Here is a 16,969-nt window from a genome sequence, read left to right as displayed (position 1 = left end):
CGCGGATTTGTCATGACCTGATTAGTCCATTGGGCGCGATTGGCAATGGTGTAGAATTGATGGGGCTATCGGGCGTGTCCCAGACGCCCGAGATGGCTTTGATCGAGGAAAGCGTCCAGAATGCGAACGCCCGGATCCGGTTTTTTCGGGTCGCCTATGGCGGGGCGTCGCCGGATCAATCGTTGAGCCGAGCCGAGATCACCGCAACCCTGCTGGCCGCCGCCCGCGGAGGTCGTATCTCATATCTCTGGGATGTGCCCGGCGATCAGCCCAGACCGGATGTCCGGATTGCATTCCTGCTGCTCCAATGCATGGAGGCCGCGCTGCCCATGGGGGGCGAAATCAAGGTGAGCCGGGATGGCGCCGTATGGCAGATCCACGCAGAGACGGAGCGCCTTCGGATCGAAGAGCCGCTTTGGGACAGCCTCATCAACCCTCGCGCCCGCGTGAATTTCACCGCGGCTCAAGTGCAGTTCGCACTGCTGCCCGAAGTTCTGGCAGAGCACGACCGCAAACTGAACATAGCCATCGGTCAGACCGACATTCGCGTGCAATTCTAGCCACGCAATGAGCCTTTGCCTTTGACCAGATACTGAAAGCTGGTCAATTGCTCTGCCCCGACCGGGCCGCGCGCATGCATCTTGCCGGTGGCGATTCCGATTTCGGCGCCCATCCCAAATTCGCCACCGTCTGCGAATTGGGTCGAGGCGTTATGCATGAGAATCGCGGAATCAAGCTGGGCAAAGAAATGCGCGGCGACTGCCTCGTCTTCGGTGATGATCGCGTCCGTGTGGTCCGATCCATACTTGCGTATGTGGGCAATGGCACCCTCCACCCCGTCGACGATCTTGGCCGAGCAGATCATGTCGAGGAATTCGCGGCCGAAGTCGTCCGCACTGGCCGGTGACGTCCCGGGCACATTGGCCAGAACCCCATCCGCCCGCACCTCGACACCTGCCGCGACAAGGCCTTCGATCAGAATTGCCCCATGCTTGTCGTAGAAAGCCTGATCCACCAACAGACACTCCAATGCACCGCAAATGCCGGTGCGCCGGGTTTTCGCATTCAGAACGATCTCCAGCGCCATCGCGGGATCCGCCTTGCCATCGACGTAGGTGTGACAAATCCCTTCGAGATGCGCGAAGACAGGCACCCGCGCCTCGCGCTGGACCAAGCCGACCAGCCCTTTGCCGCCGCGCGGCACGATTACGTCGATGTGGTCTGTTGCTGTGAGCATCGCGCTGACGGCTGCCCGATCACGCGTCGGCACCAGTTGGATGGCGTCGGCAGGAAGCCCTGCCTCTGTGAGACCTTCGACAAGGCATTGGTGGATTGCGCTCGACGAGTTGAAGGACTCGGAGCCCCCCCGCAGGATCACGGCGTTGCCCGACTTCAGGCACAGCGCACCGGCGTCGGCGGTCACGTTCGGCCGGCTTTCATAGATGACGCCGATGACCCCCAGAGGGGTGCGGACGCGCCGGATATTGAGCCCGGACGGCATATCCCATTCCGCGATCACATCCCCGACCGGATCTTTCTGCGCCGCGACAGCGCGGAGTCCTTCGACGATGCCCGCGACACGATCGTCATCCAGCATCAGTCGATCCATCATCGCGGGGCTCAGCCCCTTTGCGGCGCCGAATTTCAGATCCTCGGCATTGGCGGAGATGATGTCGGCACGATGCTCCCAGACCGCATCGGCTGCCGCTGTCAGCGCCTTGGTCTTGGCCTCGGCGCTGGTCGAAGCAAGGATCGCGGATGCCGCACGCGCGCGGCTGCCAATGTCGTCCATAACGGCTGTGATATCGGTCTGATCGTCCATGTCGTTTGCCTCTTTTCCCGGCCTCAAAGCACCATGTCGTCGCGGTGGATCAAAGCTGCTCGGCCCTTGTAGCCAAGGATTTGTTCAATGTCAGCACTTCTGCGGCCCATGATCGACCGGGCCTCTTGCGAGGTATACCGACTGAGCCCAAGTCCCAGTCTGGCTCCCGTCGGGCTGAGGATCGCAATGGGGTCGCCCCGCCCAAACTCGCCGGAAACCGCATTTATGCCGGCTGGCAGCAAGCTCTTGCCTTTATCCAGTGCCTCGGCCGCACCGGCATCGACACGCACGTCTCCGCGTGGCTTCATGGCAGCAATCCAGCGTTTGCGCGCCGCCTGCGGATCCGTTTGAGCCAAAAACCACGAAGCGGGTGCTCCATTTTCGAGCGCAAGCAACGGGTTATCTGGCGACCCTAATGTGATCGCCATATCGCAACCTGCGTCCGTGGCAATCCGGGCCGCCATGATTTTGGTGATCATGCCACCCTTTGACAGGCCCGACAGACCGTCCCCGGCCATCGCCTCGATCTCGGGGGTGATCTGGGTGATCTGATCCAGCCGCCTGGCAGTCGGGTCGAGGCCAGGATTGGCGGTGTAGAGACCGTCGACGTCGGACAGGAGCACGAGTTGATCGGCCCCGGAGGTCACCGCAACCTGAGCGGCGAGCCGGTCATTATCGCCATATCGGATTTCATCGGTGGCGACGGTGTCATTCTCATTGACGATGGGCGTGACGCCGAGGGTGAGCAGTGTCTCCATCGTCGCGCGGGAATTGAGGTAGCGGCGGCGATCGGCGGAATCCTCAAGCGTGACAAGCACTTGCCCGGTGATGATCCCGTGCGGTGCCAATGCCGTTTCGTATGCTTGCGCAAGCCGGATCTGGCCTACCGCGGCGGCAGCTTGCGATTGTTCGAGCGCGAGGGGGCCGGTCGGTAGCCCTAGAATGCCGCGACCGAGCGCGATAGAGCCGGAGGAGACGAGGATCACCTGACAGCCGCGCTTTCGCAGACGGGCGACGTCTTCGGCCAAGCTGGCGAGCCAGTCTGCCCGAAGTGCCCCGGTGGTCCGATCAACCAACAGTGCCGAGCCGATCTTGACGACAAGCCGACGCGCGTCTTTTAGGGCTGCCATGGTGCGTCCTCCTCGTCAGACGCAGCCTCCTTGCGGTGGCGCAGCCGGTCTTCGTCGATCCGAGACCGCAAGGCGCGAAGCACGTCGACTGTGCCTTCCTTGGTGACGCCTGACATCAGCATCACCGGTCCGTCGACGACAGCTTCCATCTCTTCGAGCAGGAAGGCACGCTCTTCGGCGTCTAGCGCGTCGATCTTGTTGAGAACCGTGATCCGCGGTTTTTCTGCCATGATGCCGCCATATGCCTCGAGCTCATGGATGATGGTCTTGTAGTCCCGCATCGGGTCGCCAGTGGTGCCATCGACCAGATGCAGAAGCACCGCGCAGCGCTCGACATGCCCGAGGAAGGTGTCACCGAGGCCCCTGCCCTCACTCGCCCCCTCGATCAGCCCCGGAATATCCGCGACGACGAATTCGACGTTGTCCACGCCGACGACGCCGAGATTGGGGACCAGAGTGGTGAATGGATAATCCGCTATCTTGGGGCGCGCGTTCGATGTCGCTGCCAGAAACGTCGATTTCCCTGCATTGGGCATCCCCAAGAGCCCGACGTCGGCGATCAGCTTGAGCCGCAGCCAGATCGTACGCTCGATCCCTTCTTGGCCGGGATTGGCCCGCCGCGGCGCCTGATTTGTGGCCGATTTGAAGTGCAGGTTGCCAAAGCCACCGTTGCCGCCTCGCGACAAAGTCACCCGCTGGCCGACTTCGGTCAGATCGGCGATGACGGTTTCCTGATCCTCGTCGAGGATCTCGGTCCCGACCGGCACCTTCAGGATGATATCGTCACCGGTGAAGCCAGTGCGTTGCTGCCCCATCCCGTGCTGGCCATTCTGCGCGAAAAAGTGCTGCTGGTAGCGGAAATCGATCAGCGTGTTCAGCCCATCGACCGCCTCGGCAATGACATTGCCGCCATTGCCGCCATCGCCACCGTCAGGGCCGCCGTATTCGATGAACTTTTCGCGTCGGAATGAGATGCACCCCGCCCCACCGCTTCCCGAGCGGATATAAACTTTTGCGAAATCGAGAAATTTCATGTCAGCGGTCCGATGCTTGTAAGACCGGGGGCTTACGCTATTCCGCAGCGGCGCTCAAGCTCTGCCAGCGGGATGCCTGCGAAACATTGAGCGTCTGCGCCCACAAACTCGCTGTGAAGGCTGCGGTACAGCGGTTCGACACCGCTTGTCGGCTCTCGAACTCGTTTGGATGGTGTCGTCGTCATTCCGATGAGCAATGCGGCGCCTCTCGGCGCCCCTGTGTTTTCGACGTGGTTTGGCAGGATCGCATGTATTCGCGCGTTGGTATCGTCGAAAACACTGAACCAGCCCCAGTTCGTTCAACGCTCGATTTCACCAGCGTTCCGTTCGGGAATCGCGGGCAATCATGCTCCAAGATGCATGGTATAGGTCCATGTCTTAACTGTCGCGTCGCGGGCCAGACAGTAAGCCTCCGCATCCCCAAGGTAATTGAAACCACAATTCGTCAGCACACGCGCCGAACCGGGATTGTCCTGAAAGACTTCGGCGAACAGTGCCTTTGCCTCATGCGGATTGGCATCGATCAGTGCACGCAGAGCTTCTGACGCAAGCCCGGTGTTCCAGAATGCCGGTGCGACCCAATATCGGACCTCGCTCTGATTGCGATCCATGCGCGCCAAGGTGATGAGGCCAAGAACTTCGCCCTGATCCTGCGCGGAACCGTCCAGAACCCAGATATCTTCCTTGCGTTCCTTGCGTTGGGCGCGGTTGATGAGGGCTTCGGCAGCACCGGGAGGCAGCGGGTGCGGAATGTCGCGACTGCCATTGGCAATGCGCGGATCAGCACAGTAATGCCCGATCAGCCCTGCATCCGAAGCACGCATCGGCCGTAGAACGAAGCGATCCGTCGAGATGGTCGGCTGCGTATCCTGAATCTCAATCGACATGGGGTCCTCCTCCGAAAACCTATTCGATCTGACTGCCACCATCGACCCCGATCGTTTTTCTACGATCCCTCCGAAGGCCTGGGCGGCGGTCAAAACGATTTGGGGGACCGGTCTTTCGACCGATCCCCCGAAACGATACTGTGTCTCGTAAGTCCGGTTATTCCGCCGCTTCGGCGACTGGGAGCACGGAAATGAACGTGCGGCCCTTGAAGCCTTTGTGGAAGGTCACGTTGCCTTCGACGGTTGCAAAGATGGTGTGATCCTTGCCCATGCCGACACCGGAGCCCGGCCACATTTTCGTGCCGCGCTGACGCATGATGATGTTGCCGGGGATGACGACTTCGCCACCGAATTTCTTGACGCCAAGACGGCGACCCGCACTGTCGCGACCGTTGCGGGAGGAACCGCCTGCTTTTTTATGTGCCATGGTGTGTCTCTCCTAACGCTATCAGTTTGCCAGTTTCTTGGCTTGCTCGATCCAGCCTTCACGCTCGATCCGGCCTTTGAAGGACAGTTTCTCGTCCATCTCGGCCACGTCGGCGTCTGTCCAAGCTGCGATCTGGGCGAATGTGGTCACGCCGTTCTCGTGCAGCTTCTTCTCAAGTGCCGGGCCAACGCCGGAAAGCTCCTTGAGATCGTCTGCGCCGCCGGTTGCGGCGGGTTTGCTGTCTGCCTTCTTGGCAGGAGCAGCTTCGGCGGAGGCTTTCTTGGCCGATGCCTTTTTCGGTGCAGCGGAAGCCGACACGGAGGCCGATGCTTCGCCGTTGTGCGCCATTGCCGATGCGATGGCGGCGCCGATGGCTGCCTTCACGCCGGATTTGTCCGCGCCGGACGTCAGAAGCTCGGTCACTTTGACCAGCGTCAGCTGCTGACGATGACCCTTGGTCCGCTTGGACGAGTGCTTACGACGACGACGCACGAAGTTGATCGTCTTTTCGCCTTTGATCTGGTCGATCACTTCGGCCTGCACGGCAGCGCCTTCGACCGTTGGTGCACCAATGGCGTCACCGATCATCAGAATATCATTGAACTGGACAGTTTCACCTGCCTCTGCGGCCAGCTTTTCGACCCGCAGGATATCACCCGAGGCCACTTTGTACTGCTTGCCACCGGTTTTCATAACCGCAAACATCGTGTCGTTCCTTCGTATACCGCGTCGCTCCGGTTCCCCTTTCGAGGCATTTGCGGCTCTAAAGCCACCGTTGGACTGCGCGCCCCCATCGGGACGATCATTGTCATCTTCGGGCTGCCCATTGGGCGGAATCCCGCATAGTCTCCGCAAATCACTTGCCGAGATGCGGGCTTATCTGCGCAACTGCATAGCAAGTCAACCCTGATCGAGGCCCAAATACATGAGATTTCCGTGGCTCGCGGCCATAATTCTGACCGGATGCACTGGTGAAGCCAATCATCTCGGGAATCCCTTGCTTTGGCCGGTGCAAGCCGTGACCACCGGAATTGAAAACGGATTGTATAGCTCCCGTCGCGGCGCGGTGGAAATCGCGGTCAAATCCAACTTCGACGAGATTATCCAAGAGATTGCCGCGGGCGGCGGCGACAAGCTGAGCCTTGCGATGGATGAAGCGCGAATCCCCGCTCAGGACCGCCCTGCCCGCATCCTGCAGCTACAGGGTGACCAGCCGATCTATGACGCCAACCCTGGAGCACTGGTTACCGCCCTGATGGTTTATGGCAACTAGAGGTCCTGCGTGATCATCATGGTTCCGGCCGTAACGCCCAAAGCCCTGCTGATTTCCTCGAACATCTCGTCAAAAGCCGCGAAGACCGCCCTGTTGAGTGCTCCGCCGGCCTCGGTCTCGGAAAACGCGATATAGGCTTCGAGATCTGTGTCGGAGAGCGGCTGATAGGCCATCAGCAGAAACGAATAGATCCACTCTGACGTGTTCTGGCGAATTTGCGGCTCCTGGCTCCAGACATCGGCCAGAATCTGCTCCTCGGTCAGAGACTGGGGAAAAGCGCCTCCCATCGCAAGACCGGTGTAGAAGGCATAGTTCGAGTTCAGCGCCCCGACCACGTTCGTTTCGACGAGGTCGTTGATACTGATGTATTGGTCGATCAGACGGAAACGCTCGGTCTCGTCAGCTGCCGCGATAGCCGCCATCTCTTTGCTGGCCTCTTCGACCGCATCGTCGAGCAGGGCCCGCCGCGCCGAGACTTCGAGCTGCACCACGGTCTTGCCCGGCTCTGCCTCGAAAAAGGCGAGGATCGGATCGACATCGACACCGGTCAGCGCCTCCTGAAAGGCGACCTGCACTTGCGCCTCCATGCGATCGGTATCGTAGATCGATGCGACCATGCGCGTCCACTCCGGCGAAACCCCGCCCGGAATCAGGTCTTCCGCGATCTGCGTGCCATACTCCTTGCCCTCCAGAGCCATGACTTCGATCATTTCGGGCAGAGACAGGGCGTGGAAAAGCGCATCGACGCTTTCCATATCCGCCGGCCCGGCTACCTCTGCGTCCTGCGCCCAAAGCGAAGTGGCGAGCATCATGGTGCTCAGAATCGGCGCGGCGAGACAGTACTGCATAAAAAGGTCCTTCAAGAGCGGCTCTGGCTTTCAGATATGCACCTTGCCCTTGGAATGCCAAGGCTCTGCGTCGATAGGTGACACAAACGTCAGAGCATTTCGTCACAAAATCGGGCTTGCGTTGATCGTTCCGGGCCAGTAAACGCGCTCAGACCGCGGAGAGGTGCCGGAGTGGTCGAACGGGGCGGTCTCGAAAACCGTTGAGCCTTCACGGGTTCCCAGGGTTCGAATCCCTGTCTCTCCGCCAATCATCTGAAGGTCAGTAGCGCCTCAGCATTCGGGTCAATAATCGGTCGTTCGCTCTATAACTGCTCTCGCTGGTCGGGAGCATGCACGGCCACTGGCTGTTGTTCAAAACGTTCAATGCGTGTTGACCGTCGTCCAACTGCGGGCAACGTCGATTATTGATTGGCCGTTTCTGGTTTCAGGTCGATGCCCGCTAAGCGGCGGTCCAATCCAGCACCACTTTTCCGGACCGGCCAGATTTCATGGCGGCGAAGCCCTCCGCGAAGTCCGACATCGGAAATCGGTGCGTAATGACCGCAGACACATCCAAGCCATTCTGAAGCATGGCAATCATCTTGTACCAGGTCTCGAAAATCTCACGCCCGTAGATTCCCTTGAGCGTGATCGCCTTGAACACGATGCGGCTCCAATCGACGGGGCTCTTGCCCGGCGGTATGCCGAGCAGAGCGATGCGGCCACCCATCACCATCGCTTCGACCATCTGATCGAGCGCCGCCTGACTGCCTGACATCTCAAGCCCGACGTCGAAGCCTTGGGTGATCCGCAACTGCCCTCGAATTTCTGCGAGGTCTTGCGTCGCGACATTGACCGGCGTCACATCGGCGACCTTTGCGGCAAGATCGAGCCGATCCTGATTCATATCCGTAATCACGACGTTCCGAGCGCCCGCGTGCCGGGCGACCGCAGCGGCCATGATGCCGATGGGGCCGGCCCCGGTGATCAGGACGTCCTCGCCGACCAGATCAAACGACAGCGCCGTATGAACCGCATTGCCCAAGGGGTCGAGGATCGCCCCTATGTCGTCGCTGATGTCATCGGGCAGCGGCACCACGTTGAATGCAGGGAGTCGGAGGAACTCTGCGAAAGCGCCCGGCTCGTTGACCCCGATCCCGCGGGTTTCCGGGTCGAGGTGGAACTTTCCCGATCGGCTCTGGCGCGATTTCTTGCCGATCAGGTGCCCCTCGCCGCTGCATCTCTGGCCAAGGCTCAGCCCGTCCACATTGCGCCCCAATTCGACGATTTCGCCGGCGAACTCGTGCCCTGTGATCAACGGGACCGGAACTGTCTTCCGGGCCCAGTCGTCCCAATTCCAGATATGAATATCCGTCCCGCAGATTCCCGTCTTGTTGATCCGGATCAGGACATCGTCAGGCCCAATCTCGGGAACCGGGGCAGTCTGAAGCCAAAGTCCTTCGCGAGCATGGGCCTTCACCAGTGCCTTCATCTGATTTGTCATGACAGAACCCCAATGGATTTCCCGACGTCTTCAAATGCCGCCAACGCCCGGTCCAGCTCTTGTGTCGTCAATGACGCATTCATCTGAGTGCGTATCCTGGCCTGACCACGTGGCACGACCGGATAGAAGAACCCACTGACGTAAACCCCTTGATCGAACAAGCGGGCGGCCATCTCCTGAGCGAGTTGCGCCTCGCCCAGCATCACCGGGATGATCGGGTGCTCTCCCGGCAACAGGTCGAAGCCGAGACCGGTCAGACCTGTCCGCCAGTAGGCTGCGTTTTCGAAGAGGCGCCGGCGCAGATCGTCCCCCTCCTCAACCAGCCGGATCGCCTCGAGGCCGGCACCGACGATAGAAGGCGGAAGCGAGTTGGAGAACAGGTAGGGCCGTGCTCTTTGCCGCAACAGGTCGATGACTGGTTGCGGCCCTGCTATGTAGCCGCCAATAGCGCCCCCTAGCGCCTTTCCGAGCGTGCCGGTCATGATATCGACTTCGACGCCGAAATGGGCCGGAGTCCCCTGCCCTTTCGGCCCCATGAACCCAGTCGCATGACAATCGTCGACCATGACCAGAGCGTCATACTTTTCCGCGAGACCCGTGATTTGAGGAAGGTTGGCCAGATATCCATCCATGCTGAACACACCGTCGGTCGCGATCATGATGAAGCGCGCGCCGGCGGCTCTGGCGGCCTTCAATTGGTCCTCCAGTTCCGCCATGTCCGAGTTCGCGTAGCGATAGCGCCCTGCCTTGCACAGCCGGATTCCGTCGATGATTGAGGCGTGATTGAGCGCGTCGGAAATGATCGCGTCTTCGGGCCCTAGGAGTGGCTCGAAGAGCCCGCCATTGGCGTCGAAACAGGTTGCAAAAAGGATCGTGTCGTCCTTGCCCAAGAACCGCGCGAGCCGTGTTTCGAGTTCACGGTGCAGGTCTTGCGTGCCGCAGATGAACCGCACCGACGCCATGCCGAAGCCGTTGCTGTCCATGGTTTGCTTGGCCGCGGCGATCAGATCGGGATGATCGGCCAGACCCAGGTAGTTGTTGGCGCACAGGTTTATCACCGATTTCCCGTTTGCGATGATCACTCCTGATTGCGGGGACGAGATCAGACGCTCGCGCTTGGTCATCTGTTCGGCTTCGATTTGAACCAACGTGTCGGTCATATGCGTCAAGAACGATGAGGTCATTGGATTCCCCTTTCGATTTAGGAAAGCACCGCGCCACATTTTCCGCAATAGCGGAAATTCACTAAACTAGATCTCCATCCGCTTTACTGGATGGCACCCGGAACCCTGTTCACAACCAGAAACGCCCGGGCCGGCACATCGGCCCGAAGTCGGTGGACGACATCCGCCGCGTATCGGGCGGTATCGCCTTTTGACAATTGATCGACGGCATCACCACTCGTGACCGTAATCTTGCCTTCGATGACGGTCAGATGCTCTTTGGTTCCTTGCGCATGTGGCTGGCTGTCGAGAACCCCGTCTTGTTCGAAGCGAAGCTCGTAGACTTCGTGCTTTCCAACGTCCTGCGGCGGCGAAAGGATGCGGATCGTGCAGCCCGATCCGTGATTTTCGATGGTCGGCACCGCCTCGCTGCGTAGCGTTTCGATGCGGCGATCAAGCCGGCTCTCGAGGAGACCGGCGAAATCCACCTGTAGCGCGTTGGTCAGGTTCCAAAGGGTTGCGATCGTCGGCGACGATTCGCCTCTCTCGATCTGGCTTACCATGCTGCGCGAAACGCCGGACAATCTTGAGACAGCCTCCAGAGACAGACCCTTTGCCTGCCGCGCTTCTTTGAGCCGCGCGGGGAGACGGGACAAGATGACATCGTTCGATTCCATGATAACGGATGGTAGCGCCCGCCAGACCGGCCACGCAAGCTCGAAACTGCTGCAAGCCCGGTGGATTGCTACGCTCCGGCCATTATCGGTTGCAGGTGTCGCGGCCTATCGAATGCGATGCTCCGTCTGTTGGTCGAACAGGAAGACGCGGTCCGTGTCGAAGATCAGGCCAACGGTGTCTCCCTCGCTGACCCTTTCGTCGCCGCGTTCCTCGACGACGATCCGCTCTCCGGTTGGTGCCGAAAGGTAGGCGTAGGACACTCCTCCGAGGCTCTCGGTCAGATCGACGCTGAAGGTGTCACCGGCCGGGTCGACCTGCAGATGCTCGGGGCGGAGGCCGACATGCACGACGCGGCCGTCGACTGCGGAGCCGACTGACATGGACAATTCCCGAGCAAGTCCGGGGACGACCACGGCGCCGTTCTTGATTTGGCCGTTCAGGAAATTCATTGAGGGCGAACCGATAAAGCCCGCGACGAACTTGTTGTTCGGATCGCGATAAAGCTCCATCGGGGCTCCGACCTGTTCGATGACGCCCTTGCGGAGAACGACGATCTTGTCCGCAAGCGTCATGGCCTCCACTTGGTCGTGCGTAACATAGATCATCGTCGCGCCGATCTCGCGGTGGAGTCGTGCGATTTCTACCCGCATGTCCACACGAAGCTCGGCGTCGAGATTGGACAAGGGTTCGTCAAAGAGGAACACTTCGGGGCCGCGCACAATGGCCCTGCCGATGGACACCCGTTGGCGTTGGCCACCCGACAGGGCCGCTGGCTTGCGATCGAGGTAGTCGTCAAGCTTGAGAATGCGGCTCGCCTCTGCCACCTTCTCTTTGATGATCGCTTTGGGGATCTTGTTCATCTTGAGCCCGAAACCCATGTTCTCCTTGACGGTCATATGCGGATAGAGCGCGTAGGTCTGGAACACCATCGCGACACCTCGCTCCGAGGGATCGAGCTTTGTGACATCGCGTTCGCCGATGCGGATTTCCCCCCCGGTGGTTTCTTCGAGCCCCGCCACCATTCTGAGCAATGTGGACTTGCCGCACCCAGACGGCCCCACGAACACACAGAATTCGCCGTCTTCGATCGTCAGATCGACACCGTGGATCACTTGCGTTTCACCATACTTCTTGATGACCGAATTGAGCGTTACACCTGTCATGAGTTTTCTCCTCCTGAATTCCCGTATGATGGGTTGGCCGGCATGGGCGCCCGCCAGACCCTAGCCGCAGAGCCGATTTGCGCGGCCGTTGACCGCAAGACCGCTTCAAACCGATCAAGGCTTTCGATCGTGTGTCTGGATGTTGACGTGGCAATCGACACTGCCCCCAAGACATTGGTGTCGTCGGACATGATCGGCGCCGCGATACTGATGATGCCGCGCTCGTGCTCTTCGCGGTCATAGGCCACGCCGCTCGCCCTGATTGCATCCAACTCCTGAAGAAGACTGTCAGGGGCCCCGTGGGTGGTCGGCGTATAGCCAACGAAGGCCTGCTGCCGCAGAGCATGGTCACGCTCCATCGGTGCCATGAAGGCCAGAATCGCCTTGCCGACTCCAGTGCAATAGGCTGGCGCCACCTGCCCGGTCTGCGCGAGCGTGTCGAAGCGGTAGACCGACTGGCGCTTGTCGATGAACAGCACCTGACCATTTTCGAGCTGCGCCAAATGCACCGCCTCACCGAATTTATGCGCCAGTTCGTCGAGGTAGGGCGCAGCGACGGTCGCAAGCGAGCTCTGCGCCCAAGCCGCATGCGCCAACTGAACCAGCCGCAAGCCGGGAAGGTAGGTCTGTGCCTGGTTGTCGTAGGTAAGGAGCCGCTGTTGCGTGAGCGTCTGAACCAGTCGAAACAGAGTGGCTTTGGGAAAATCCGAGTCCTTCAGCAATTCGGAGAATCGCACCGGACGACCGAAGTTCGCGACTTGATCCAGCACGGTCATCGCCTTGCCTACCGTGCCCCCGTCCGGCTCCGACATGAAAGCCCCATCCCTTAATTGTTCGCAAACCGCCGCTTTGTTGAGCGGTTTTTGTTGACAAGCGATTGCAAGTCGCGAGTATGGTTTCAATATCCAAGACAATGTTTCAAATAATGGAACATGTCAAAGACAAAAACCAGGGAGGACTACCAAATGAAATCATTCGCAAGTTGGTCGGCGACGGCCGCTGTAACCGCTGTCATGGCATCTCAGGCCTTTGCTGACGGCCATGCCCTGTCAGGCGATCTCGTCATCTTTTCGGACATGTCGAATCCGGCACCACGTGCCGTGATGGAAGGCATGGTAGAGCGCTTTGGCGAGATGCATCCCGATCTGAACATCGAGCTGACGATCATCGACCGCGAAGCCTACAAGACCCAGATTCGCAACTTCCTGACTGCAGACGCGCCGGACGTTGCCAACTGGTATGCGGCCAACCGGATGCGTCCCTATGTCGAGGCAGGTCTGTTCGCCGACATTTCGGACCTTTGGGCAGAGCCTGAGTTCGAGTCGCTCGCATCGACCCGCGGTGCCATGACCATCGACGGCGCTCAGTACGGCGTTCCCTACACCTACTATCAGTGGGGCGTTTACTATCGCGAGGACATCTACAACGAGTTGGGACTGTCCGAGCCGACAAACTGGGAAGAAGAGCTTTCCAACTGTCAGGCGATCATAGACAGCGGTCGCGCTTGCTATACCATCGGCACGAAGTTCCTTTGGACGGCCGGTGGCTGGTTCGACTATCTCAACATGCGTACCAACGGCTATGACTTCCACGCCTCGCTCTTGGCGGGCAACGAAAGCTGGCAGTCCGACGAGGTTCGCGCCACATTCGAAAATTGGCGCACCCTGATCGACATGGGCGCATTCATCGACAACCACCAGTCCTATAGCTGGCAGGAAGCCCTGCCCTTCATGGTCGAAGGTGAAGCGGCCGCCTACCTGATGGGCAACTTTGCGGTCCAGCCACTGCGTGATGCCGGCCTGACCGATGATCAGCTCGGTTTCTACCAGTTCCCGACCATCACCGAAGGCGTCGCACTGGCAGAAGACGCGCCGACCGACACTTTCCACATTCCATCCGGGGCCAAGAACGTCGCCGCTGCCGAGGAGTTCCTGCGGTTTGTGGTTTCGGCCGAGAACCAGACCATCATCAATGCCGGGGATGCGTTGGGCCAGTTGCCCATCAACGCCAACTCGTCTGTCGATGACGACAAGTTCCTGAACGAAGGCTTCGCCATGCTGTCGTCGAACAGCCCTGGCGGCGTTGCCCAATTCTTTGACCGCGACGCTCCGGCCGAGATGGCAGCCATTGCGATGGAAGGCCTTCAGGAGTTCATGGTCTTCCCGGACAATCTGGATGACATCCTTGCCCGATTGGAAGACGCACGTGGTAGCGTGTACTAAGGACTTGGCCGGCTAAGGCCAGCCACAGTATCACCCGCCCGGACATCGGGTGGGTGATACATCCAAGGCCGCACTGACCCATCTGCAAGCGCACGCGGCGCTTTCACATGAGCCAGACGCTCGTCAGGGGGGAACAATGTCGGACGTCTCCGGGAGAATTACGCCGCGCGCCCAACGAGGTTGGTACAAGCGCAATGAAATTGCCCTCACGCCATGGCTTTTTCTGCTGCCGGGGGTTCTTTTCTTTGCCGTCTATGTCGTCTTTCCGATCCTGCAAAGCTTCAACATCTCGTTTTACAAATGGGATGGGCTGGGCGAAGCAGAGTACATCGGGCTGAAGAACTACACCGATCTGATGGGCGATCGAAACTTCGAGATATCGCTCTGGAACAACCTTCGCTGGCTCATTCTCTATCTTCTGGCGATCCCGGCGGGGTTGATGATCGCACTGTTCCTCAATCAGACGGTTACGGGAATCCGGCTCTACAAGTCTCTGTTTTTCTTCCCCTTCGTGATCAGCCAAGTCGTGGTGGGGCTCGTTTTTTCGTGGTTTTACCTGCCCGACAGCGGCCTGCTGGATTCATTTCTGCAATGGCTTGGCTTTGACGGTCTGAATGTGTTGGGCAACCCGAACTACGCCACCTACGGCATTATCGCCGCGGGCCTCTGGCCGCAAACGGCCTATTGCATGATCCTCTATCTCACCGGCCTGAATGCCGTCGATCCGGAACAAGTGGAGGCGGCGCGCCTCGACGGCGCCAAAGGCTGGAGAATGCTGTGGTATGTCATCATACCTCAGTTGAAACCCGCAACCTTCATTGCCTTTGTCGTGACCATCATCGGCGCACTTCGGTCGTTTGATCTGATCTCGATCATGACCAACGGCGGTCCCTTTGGGTCGACGCGCGTGTTGTCGTTCTACATGTTCGAGAAGGCTCTGAGCGAATATGGTTTCCGCATGGGCTACGGGGCCGCAATCGCAGTCGTCCTGTTCCTGATCATGCTTCTGTTCATCGCCTATTTCCTATGGTCGATGTATCGCGAAGAGAGAGGTCGCTAGGATGTTTCCCAGACCAATCGAGAAAGCATCTCCGGCGTGGCAATACACCTATCAGGGCCTGCTGCCGTTGGCTTTGATCATGTGGCTCTTGCCGCTTTTGGCTGTGGCGATGTTTTCGATGAAGCCGGATGCCGATTTCACCAGCGGGAATTACTGGACCTTACCATCCTATTTCGCCGGTTTCGAGAATTACAGCACGGTGTTCGGGACGTGGCAACGCACGCTCGACGGATGTGCCGACAACGCTTGGCCCCTTGCATTCAACAACGATGCGTTCTGTATCTTTCGATTTGGCTGGGACTACGACGGGTCCGACATGGTCCGCTACATGTTCAATTCGATCATGATCACCATACCGACCGTGATCGGCGTCGTGGCGCTGTCATCGATGACGGGTTTCGCACTTGGTATCTACAAGTTCCGATCCAACTTGCTGATCTTTTTCATGTTCGTGGCGGGGAACTTCGTTCCGTTCCAAATCCTGATGGTTCCGGTTCGCGACCTGACGTTGGACATGGGTCTGTACAACACCAAGACAGGGCTCGTCCTTTTTCACATCGCCTTCCAGACCGGGTTCGCAACTCTGTTCATGCGCAATTTCATTCGCGCCTTGCCGTTTGAGTTGGTCGAGGCGGCCCGTGTCGAAGGGATCGCCGAATGGCGCATCTATTGGTTCGTGGTCCTACCCTTGCTCAAACCCGCGCTCGCAGCGATGGCCGTGCTGATCTTTACCTTCATCTGGAATGACTTCTTTTGGGCCGTCGTTCTGACCCAAGGGGCGGAAAGCCAGCCCGTTACGGCTGGGATCACCAGCTTCAACGCTCAGTACCGGGCCGCCTACCATTTGATGAGCGCCGGCTCTATCGTGGCGGCACTGCCGCCAGTGATGATGTTCTTCCTGATGCAGAAGCATTTTATCGCCGGCCTCACGCTGGGTGCTGTCAAGTAAGCAATGGGCTCTCGGCAAGAGCGATCAAGGATGGCTCACGTCCTCACGGGTCATGCCGGATAAATGCCGTGTGGCTGGGGCTGTCTGGCTTCAACTGGCCGTTTTGATCGAAGTCGCTATCGGCATTGAATTCCATGAGTGGCAGATTGTCGAAACCGGCAACCAGCGCATCTTGGCCGTCTAGAGCTGATTGAAGGCGCATGTTCATTGCTGCCTTCCTCTCGTCTCGGTGATAACCGTGCACACCATGAACTATTTGCGGAACTAGGACCGAAAAACCGAGATATCGCAGCGTATAGGCCGCTGGCCAGAGCAGCATCTGGATGTCGCCTTCCTTGCCTTTGAAAGAGCTCTCGGCCTCGGTCGAGCCGGTAGTGACACAGAAAAGAGCCTTCCTCCAACGGAAATCACCATTATCGAAGCGCCTGCCGACGTTGTGTAAGGCCCCATGTGCCAACACCCGGTCAAACCATCCTTTCAGGACCGCCGGCGGCGCGAACCACCAGATCGGAAAGTGAAAGATCACGCGGTCGGCTTGTTGCAACTTGGCGATTTCCGACGCCACGTCCAAGGGCAGTTTCTGATCTTGGGCGCCCTGCTCCTGTGCCTTGAGAGCGTCGAACGGGGTATCTGTCTGATGCTCGACGTAGTGCCGAGCCGATTCCACCGGGTCGAACCCCATTGCAACGAGATCCGACCAGAGCACCGTATGCCCGGTCCGCTCGCAGGCGCGACGCGTCGCGGCTGCCCAAGTCGCATTGAACGAGCGTTGCTCGGGGTGAGCCAAGACGATGAGAGTCGATGTCATACTCCGGCCCTTCCGACACGGG

Annotated in this window: 18 protein-coding genes and 1 tRNA gene; 6 read left to right on the top strand and 13 right to left on the bottom strand. The window is 59.3% G+C overall.

Annotation, left to right across the window (positions count from 1 at the left end):
* Positions 1-74 precede the first annotated feature (74 nt).
* Positions 75-560: a histidine phosphotransferase family protein gene (locus tag LOM8899_RS07245; RefSeq protein ID WP_306456487.1), complete on the top strand. Its 486-nt coding sequence runs from the start codon at positions 75-77 to the stop codon at positions 558-560.
* Here the strand turns inward: LOM8899_RS07245 and LOM8899_RS07240 are convergent.
* The 6 genes from LOM8899_RS07240 to LOM8899_RS07215 form a co-directional block, all read right to left on the bottom strand.
* On the bottom strand, positions 557-1,822 hold the full coding sequence (locus tag LOM8899_RS07240) for a glutamate-5-semialdehyde dehydrogenase (protein WP_093991544.1): 1,266 nt from the start codon (positions 1,820-1,822) through the stop codon (positions 557-559). The genes LOM8899_RS07245 and LOM8899_RS07240 overlap by 4 nt on opposite strands.
* Before the next feature lie 23 nt (positions 1,823-1,845).
* On the bottom strand, positions 1,846-2,952 hold the full coding sequence (gene proB, locus LOM8899_RS07235; protein WP_093991543.1) for a glutamate 5-kinase: 1,107 nt from the start codon (positions 2,950-2,952) through the stop codon (positions 1,846-1,848).
* Positions 2,940-3,986: a GTPase ObgE gene (gene obgE / locus LOM8899_RS07230; protein WP_093991542.1), complete on the bottom strand. Its 1,047-nt coding sequence runs from the start codon at positions 3,984-3,986 to the stop codon at positions 2,940-2,942. The genes proB and obgE overlap by 13 nt, the downstream gene beginning before the upstream one ends.
* 344 nt (positions 3,987-4,330) lie before the next feature.
* Positions 4,331-4,873, bottom strand: coding sequence for a GNAT family N-acetyltransferase (locus tag LOM8899_RS07225; RefSeq protein WP_093991541.1), 543 nt, complete (start codon positions 4,871-4,873; stop codon positions 4,331-4,333).
* A 157-nt stretch (positions 4,874-5,030) separates the two neighbouring features.
* Positions 5,031-5,300, bottom strand: a complete 270-nt coding sequence (gene rpmA / locus LOM8899_RS07220; RefSeq protein WP_093991540.1) for a 50S ribosomal protein L27 — start codon at positions 5,298-5,300, stop codon at positions 5,031-5,033.
* Between the two features lie 21 nt (positions 5,301-5,321).
* Positions 5,322-6,005, bottom strand: coding sequence for a 50S ribosomal protein L21 (locus LOM8899_RS07215; protein ID WP_093991539.1), 684 nt, complete (start codon positions 6,003-6,005; stop codon positions 5,322-5,324).
* 313 nt (positions 6,006-6,318) lie between these two features.
* Between LOM8899_RS07215 and LOM8899_RS07210 the strand changes: the two genes are divergently transcribed.
* Entirely contained in the window at positions 6,319-6,573 is a 255-nt protein-coding gene (locus tag LOM8899_RS07210; RefSeq protein WP_245820469.1) for a DUF3015 domain-containing protein, read from the top strand.
* Here LOM8899_RS07210 and LOM8899_RS07205 read toward each other — a convergent pair.
* Positions 6,570-7,421, bottom strand: coding sequence for a DUF2059 domain-containing protein (locus LOM8899_RS07205; protein WP_245820468.1), 852 nt, complete (start codon positions 7,419-7,421; stop codon positions 6,570-6,572). The two genes, LOM8899_RS07210 and LOM8899_RS07205, sit on opposite strands and share 4 nt — an antisense overlap.
* 157 nt (positions 7,422-7,578) lie before the next feature.
* Between LOM8899_RS07205 and LOM8899_RS07200 the strand changes: the two genes are divergently transcribed.
* Positions 7,579-7,668, top strand: a tRNA-Ser gene (locus tag LOM8899_RS07200).
* A gap of 192 nt (positions 7,669-7,860) precedes the next feature.
* Here the strand turns inward: LOM8899_RS07200 and tdh are convergent.
* The 5 genes from tdh to LOM8899_RS07175 all read right to left on the bottom strand — a co-directional run bounded on the left by tdh (position 7,861) and on the right by LOM8899_RS07175 (position 12,720).
* Positions 7,861-8,904: an L-threonine 3-dehydrogenase gene (gene tdh / locus LOM8899_RS07195; protein WP_093991537.1), complete on the bottom strand. Its 1,044-nt coding sequence runs from the start codon at positions 8,902-8,904 to the stop codon at positions 7,861-7,863.
* Complete coding sequence (locus LOM8899_RS07190) at positions 8,901-10,088, bottom strand: glycine C-acetyltransferase (protein ID WP_093991536.1); 1,188 nt, start codon at positions 10,086-10,088, stop codon at positions 8,901-8,903. Before LOM8899_RS07190 ends, tdh begins: the two co-directional genes overlap by 4 nt.
* Before the next feature lie 83 nt (positions 10,089-10,171).
* Positions 10,172-10,744: a helix-turn-helix domain-containing protein gene (locus LOM8899_RS07185; RefSeq protein ID WP_370739304.1), complete on the bottom strand. Its 573-nt coding sequence runs from the start codon at positions 10,742-10,744 to the stop codon at positions 10,172-10,174.
* 105 nt (positions 10,745-10,849) lie between these two features.
* The gene (locus tag LOM8899_RS07180) at positions 10,850-11,908 is read right to left on the bottom strand and encodes an ABC transporter ATP-binding protein (protein ID WP_093991534.1); all 1,059 of its coding nucleotides are present in this window, start codon (positions 11,906-11,908) and stop codon (positions 10,850-10,852) included.
* Positions 11,905-12,720, bottom strand: coding sequence for an IclR family transcriptional regulator (locus LOM8899_RS07175; protein WP_093991533.1), 816 nt, complete (start codon positions 12,718-12,720; stop codon positions 11,905-11,907). The genes LOM8899_RS07180 and LOM8899_RS07175 overlap by 4 nt, the downstream gene beginning before the upstream one ends.
* 201 nt (positions 12,721-12,921) lie before the next feature.
* On the opposite strand from LOM8899_RS07175, the gene LOM8899_RS07170 reads away from it, so the two are divergent.
* From LOM8899_RS07170 to LOM8899_RS07160, 3 genes are all read left to right on the top strand, one after another.
* Positions 12,922-14,130: an ABC transporter substrate-binding protein gene (locus LOM8899_RS07170; RefSeq protein WP_245820482.1), complete on the top strand. Its 1,209-nt coding sequence runs from the start codon at positions 12,922-12,924 to the stop codon at positions 14,128-14,130.
* A gap of 136 nt (positions 14,131-14,266) precedes the next feature.
* Positions 14,267-15,190: a carbohydrate ABC transporter permease gene (locus LOM8899_RS07165; RefSeq protein WP_093991532.1), complete on the top strand. Its 924-nt coding sequence runs from the start codon at positions 14,267-14,269 to the stop codon at positions 15,188-15,190.
* 1 nt (position 15,191) lies between these two features.
* Positions 15,192-16,139, top strand: a complete 948-nt coding sequence (locus LOM8899_RS07160; protein WP_093991531.1) for a carbohydrate ABC transporter permease — start codon at positions 15,192-15,194, stop codon at positions 16,137-16,139.
* A gap of 43 nt (positions 16,140-16,182) precedes the next feature.
* On the opposite strand, the gene LOM8899_RS07155 is transcribed toward LOM8899_RS07160, so the two are convergent.
* Positions 16,183-16,947, bottom strand: a complete 765-nt coding sequence (locus LOM8899_RS07155) for an NAD(P)H-dependent oxidoreductase (RefSeq protein WP_093991530.1) — start codon at positions 16,945-16,947, stop codon at positions 16,183-16,185.
* Positions 16,948-16,969 lie beyond the last annotated feature (22 nt).

The organism is Flavimaricola marinus (assembly GCF_900184895.1).
Classification (GTDB): Bacteria; Pseudomonadota; Alphaproteobacteria; order Rhodobacterales; family Rhodobacteraceae; genus Flavimaricola; species Flavimaricola marinus.
Note: the sequence above shows the minus strand (reverse complement) of the source record. Positions and strands in the feature narration are given on the sequence as shown.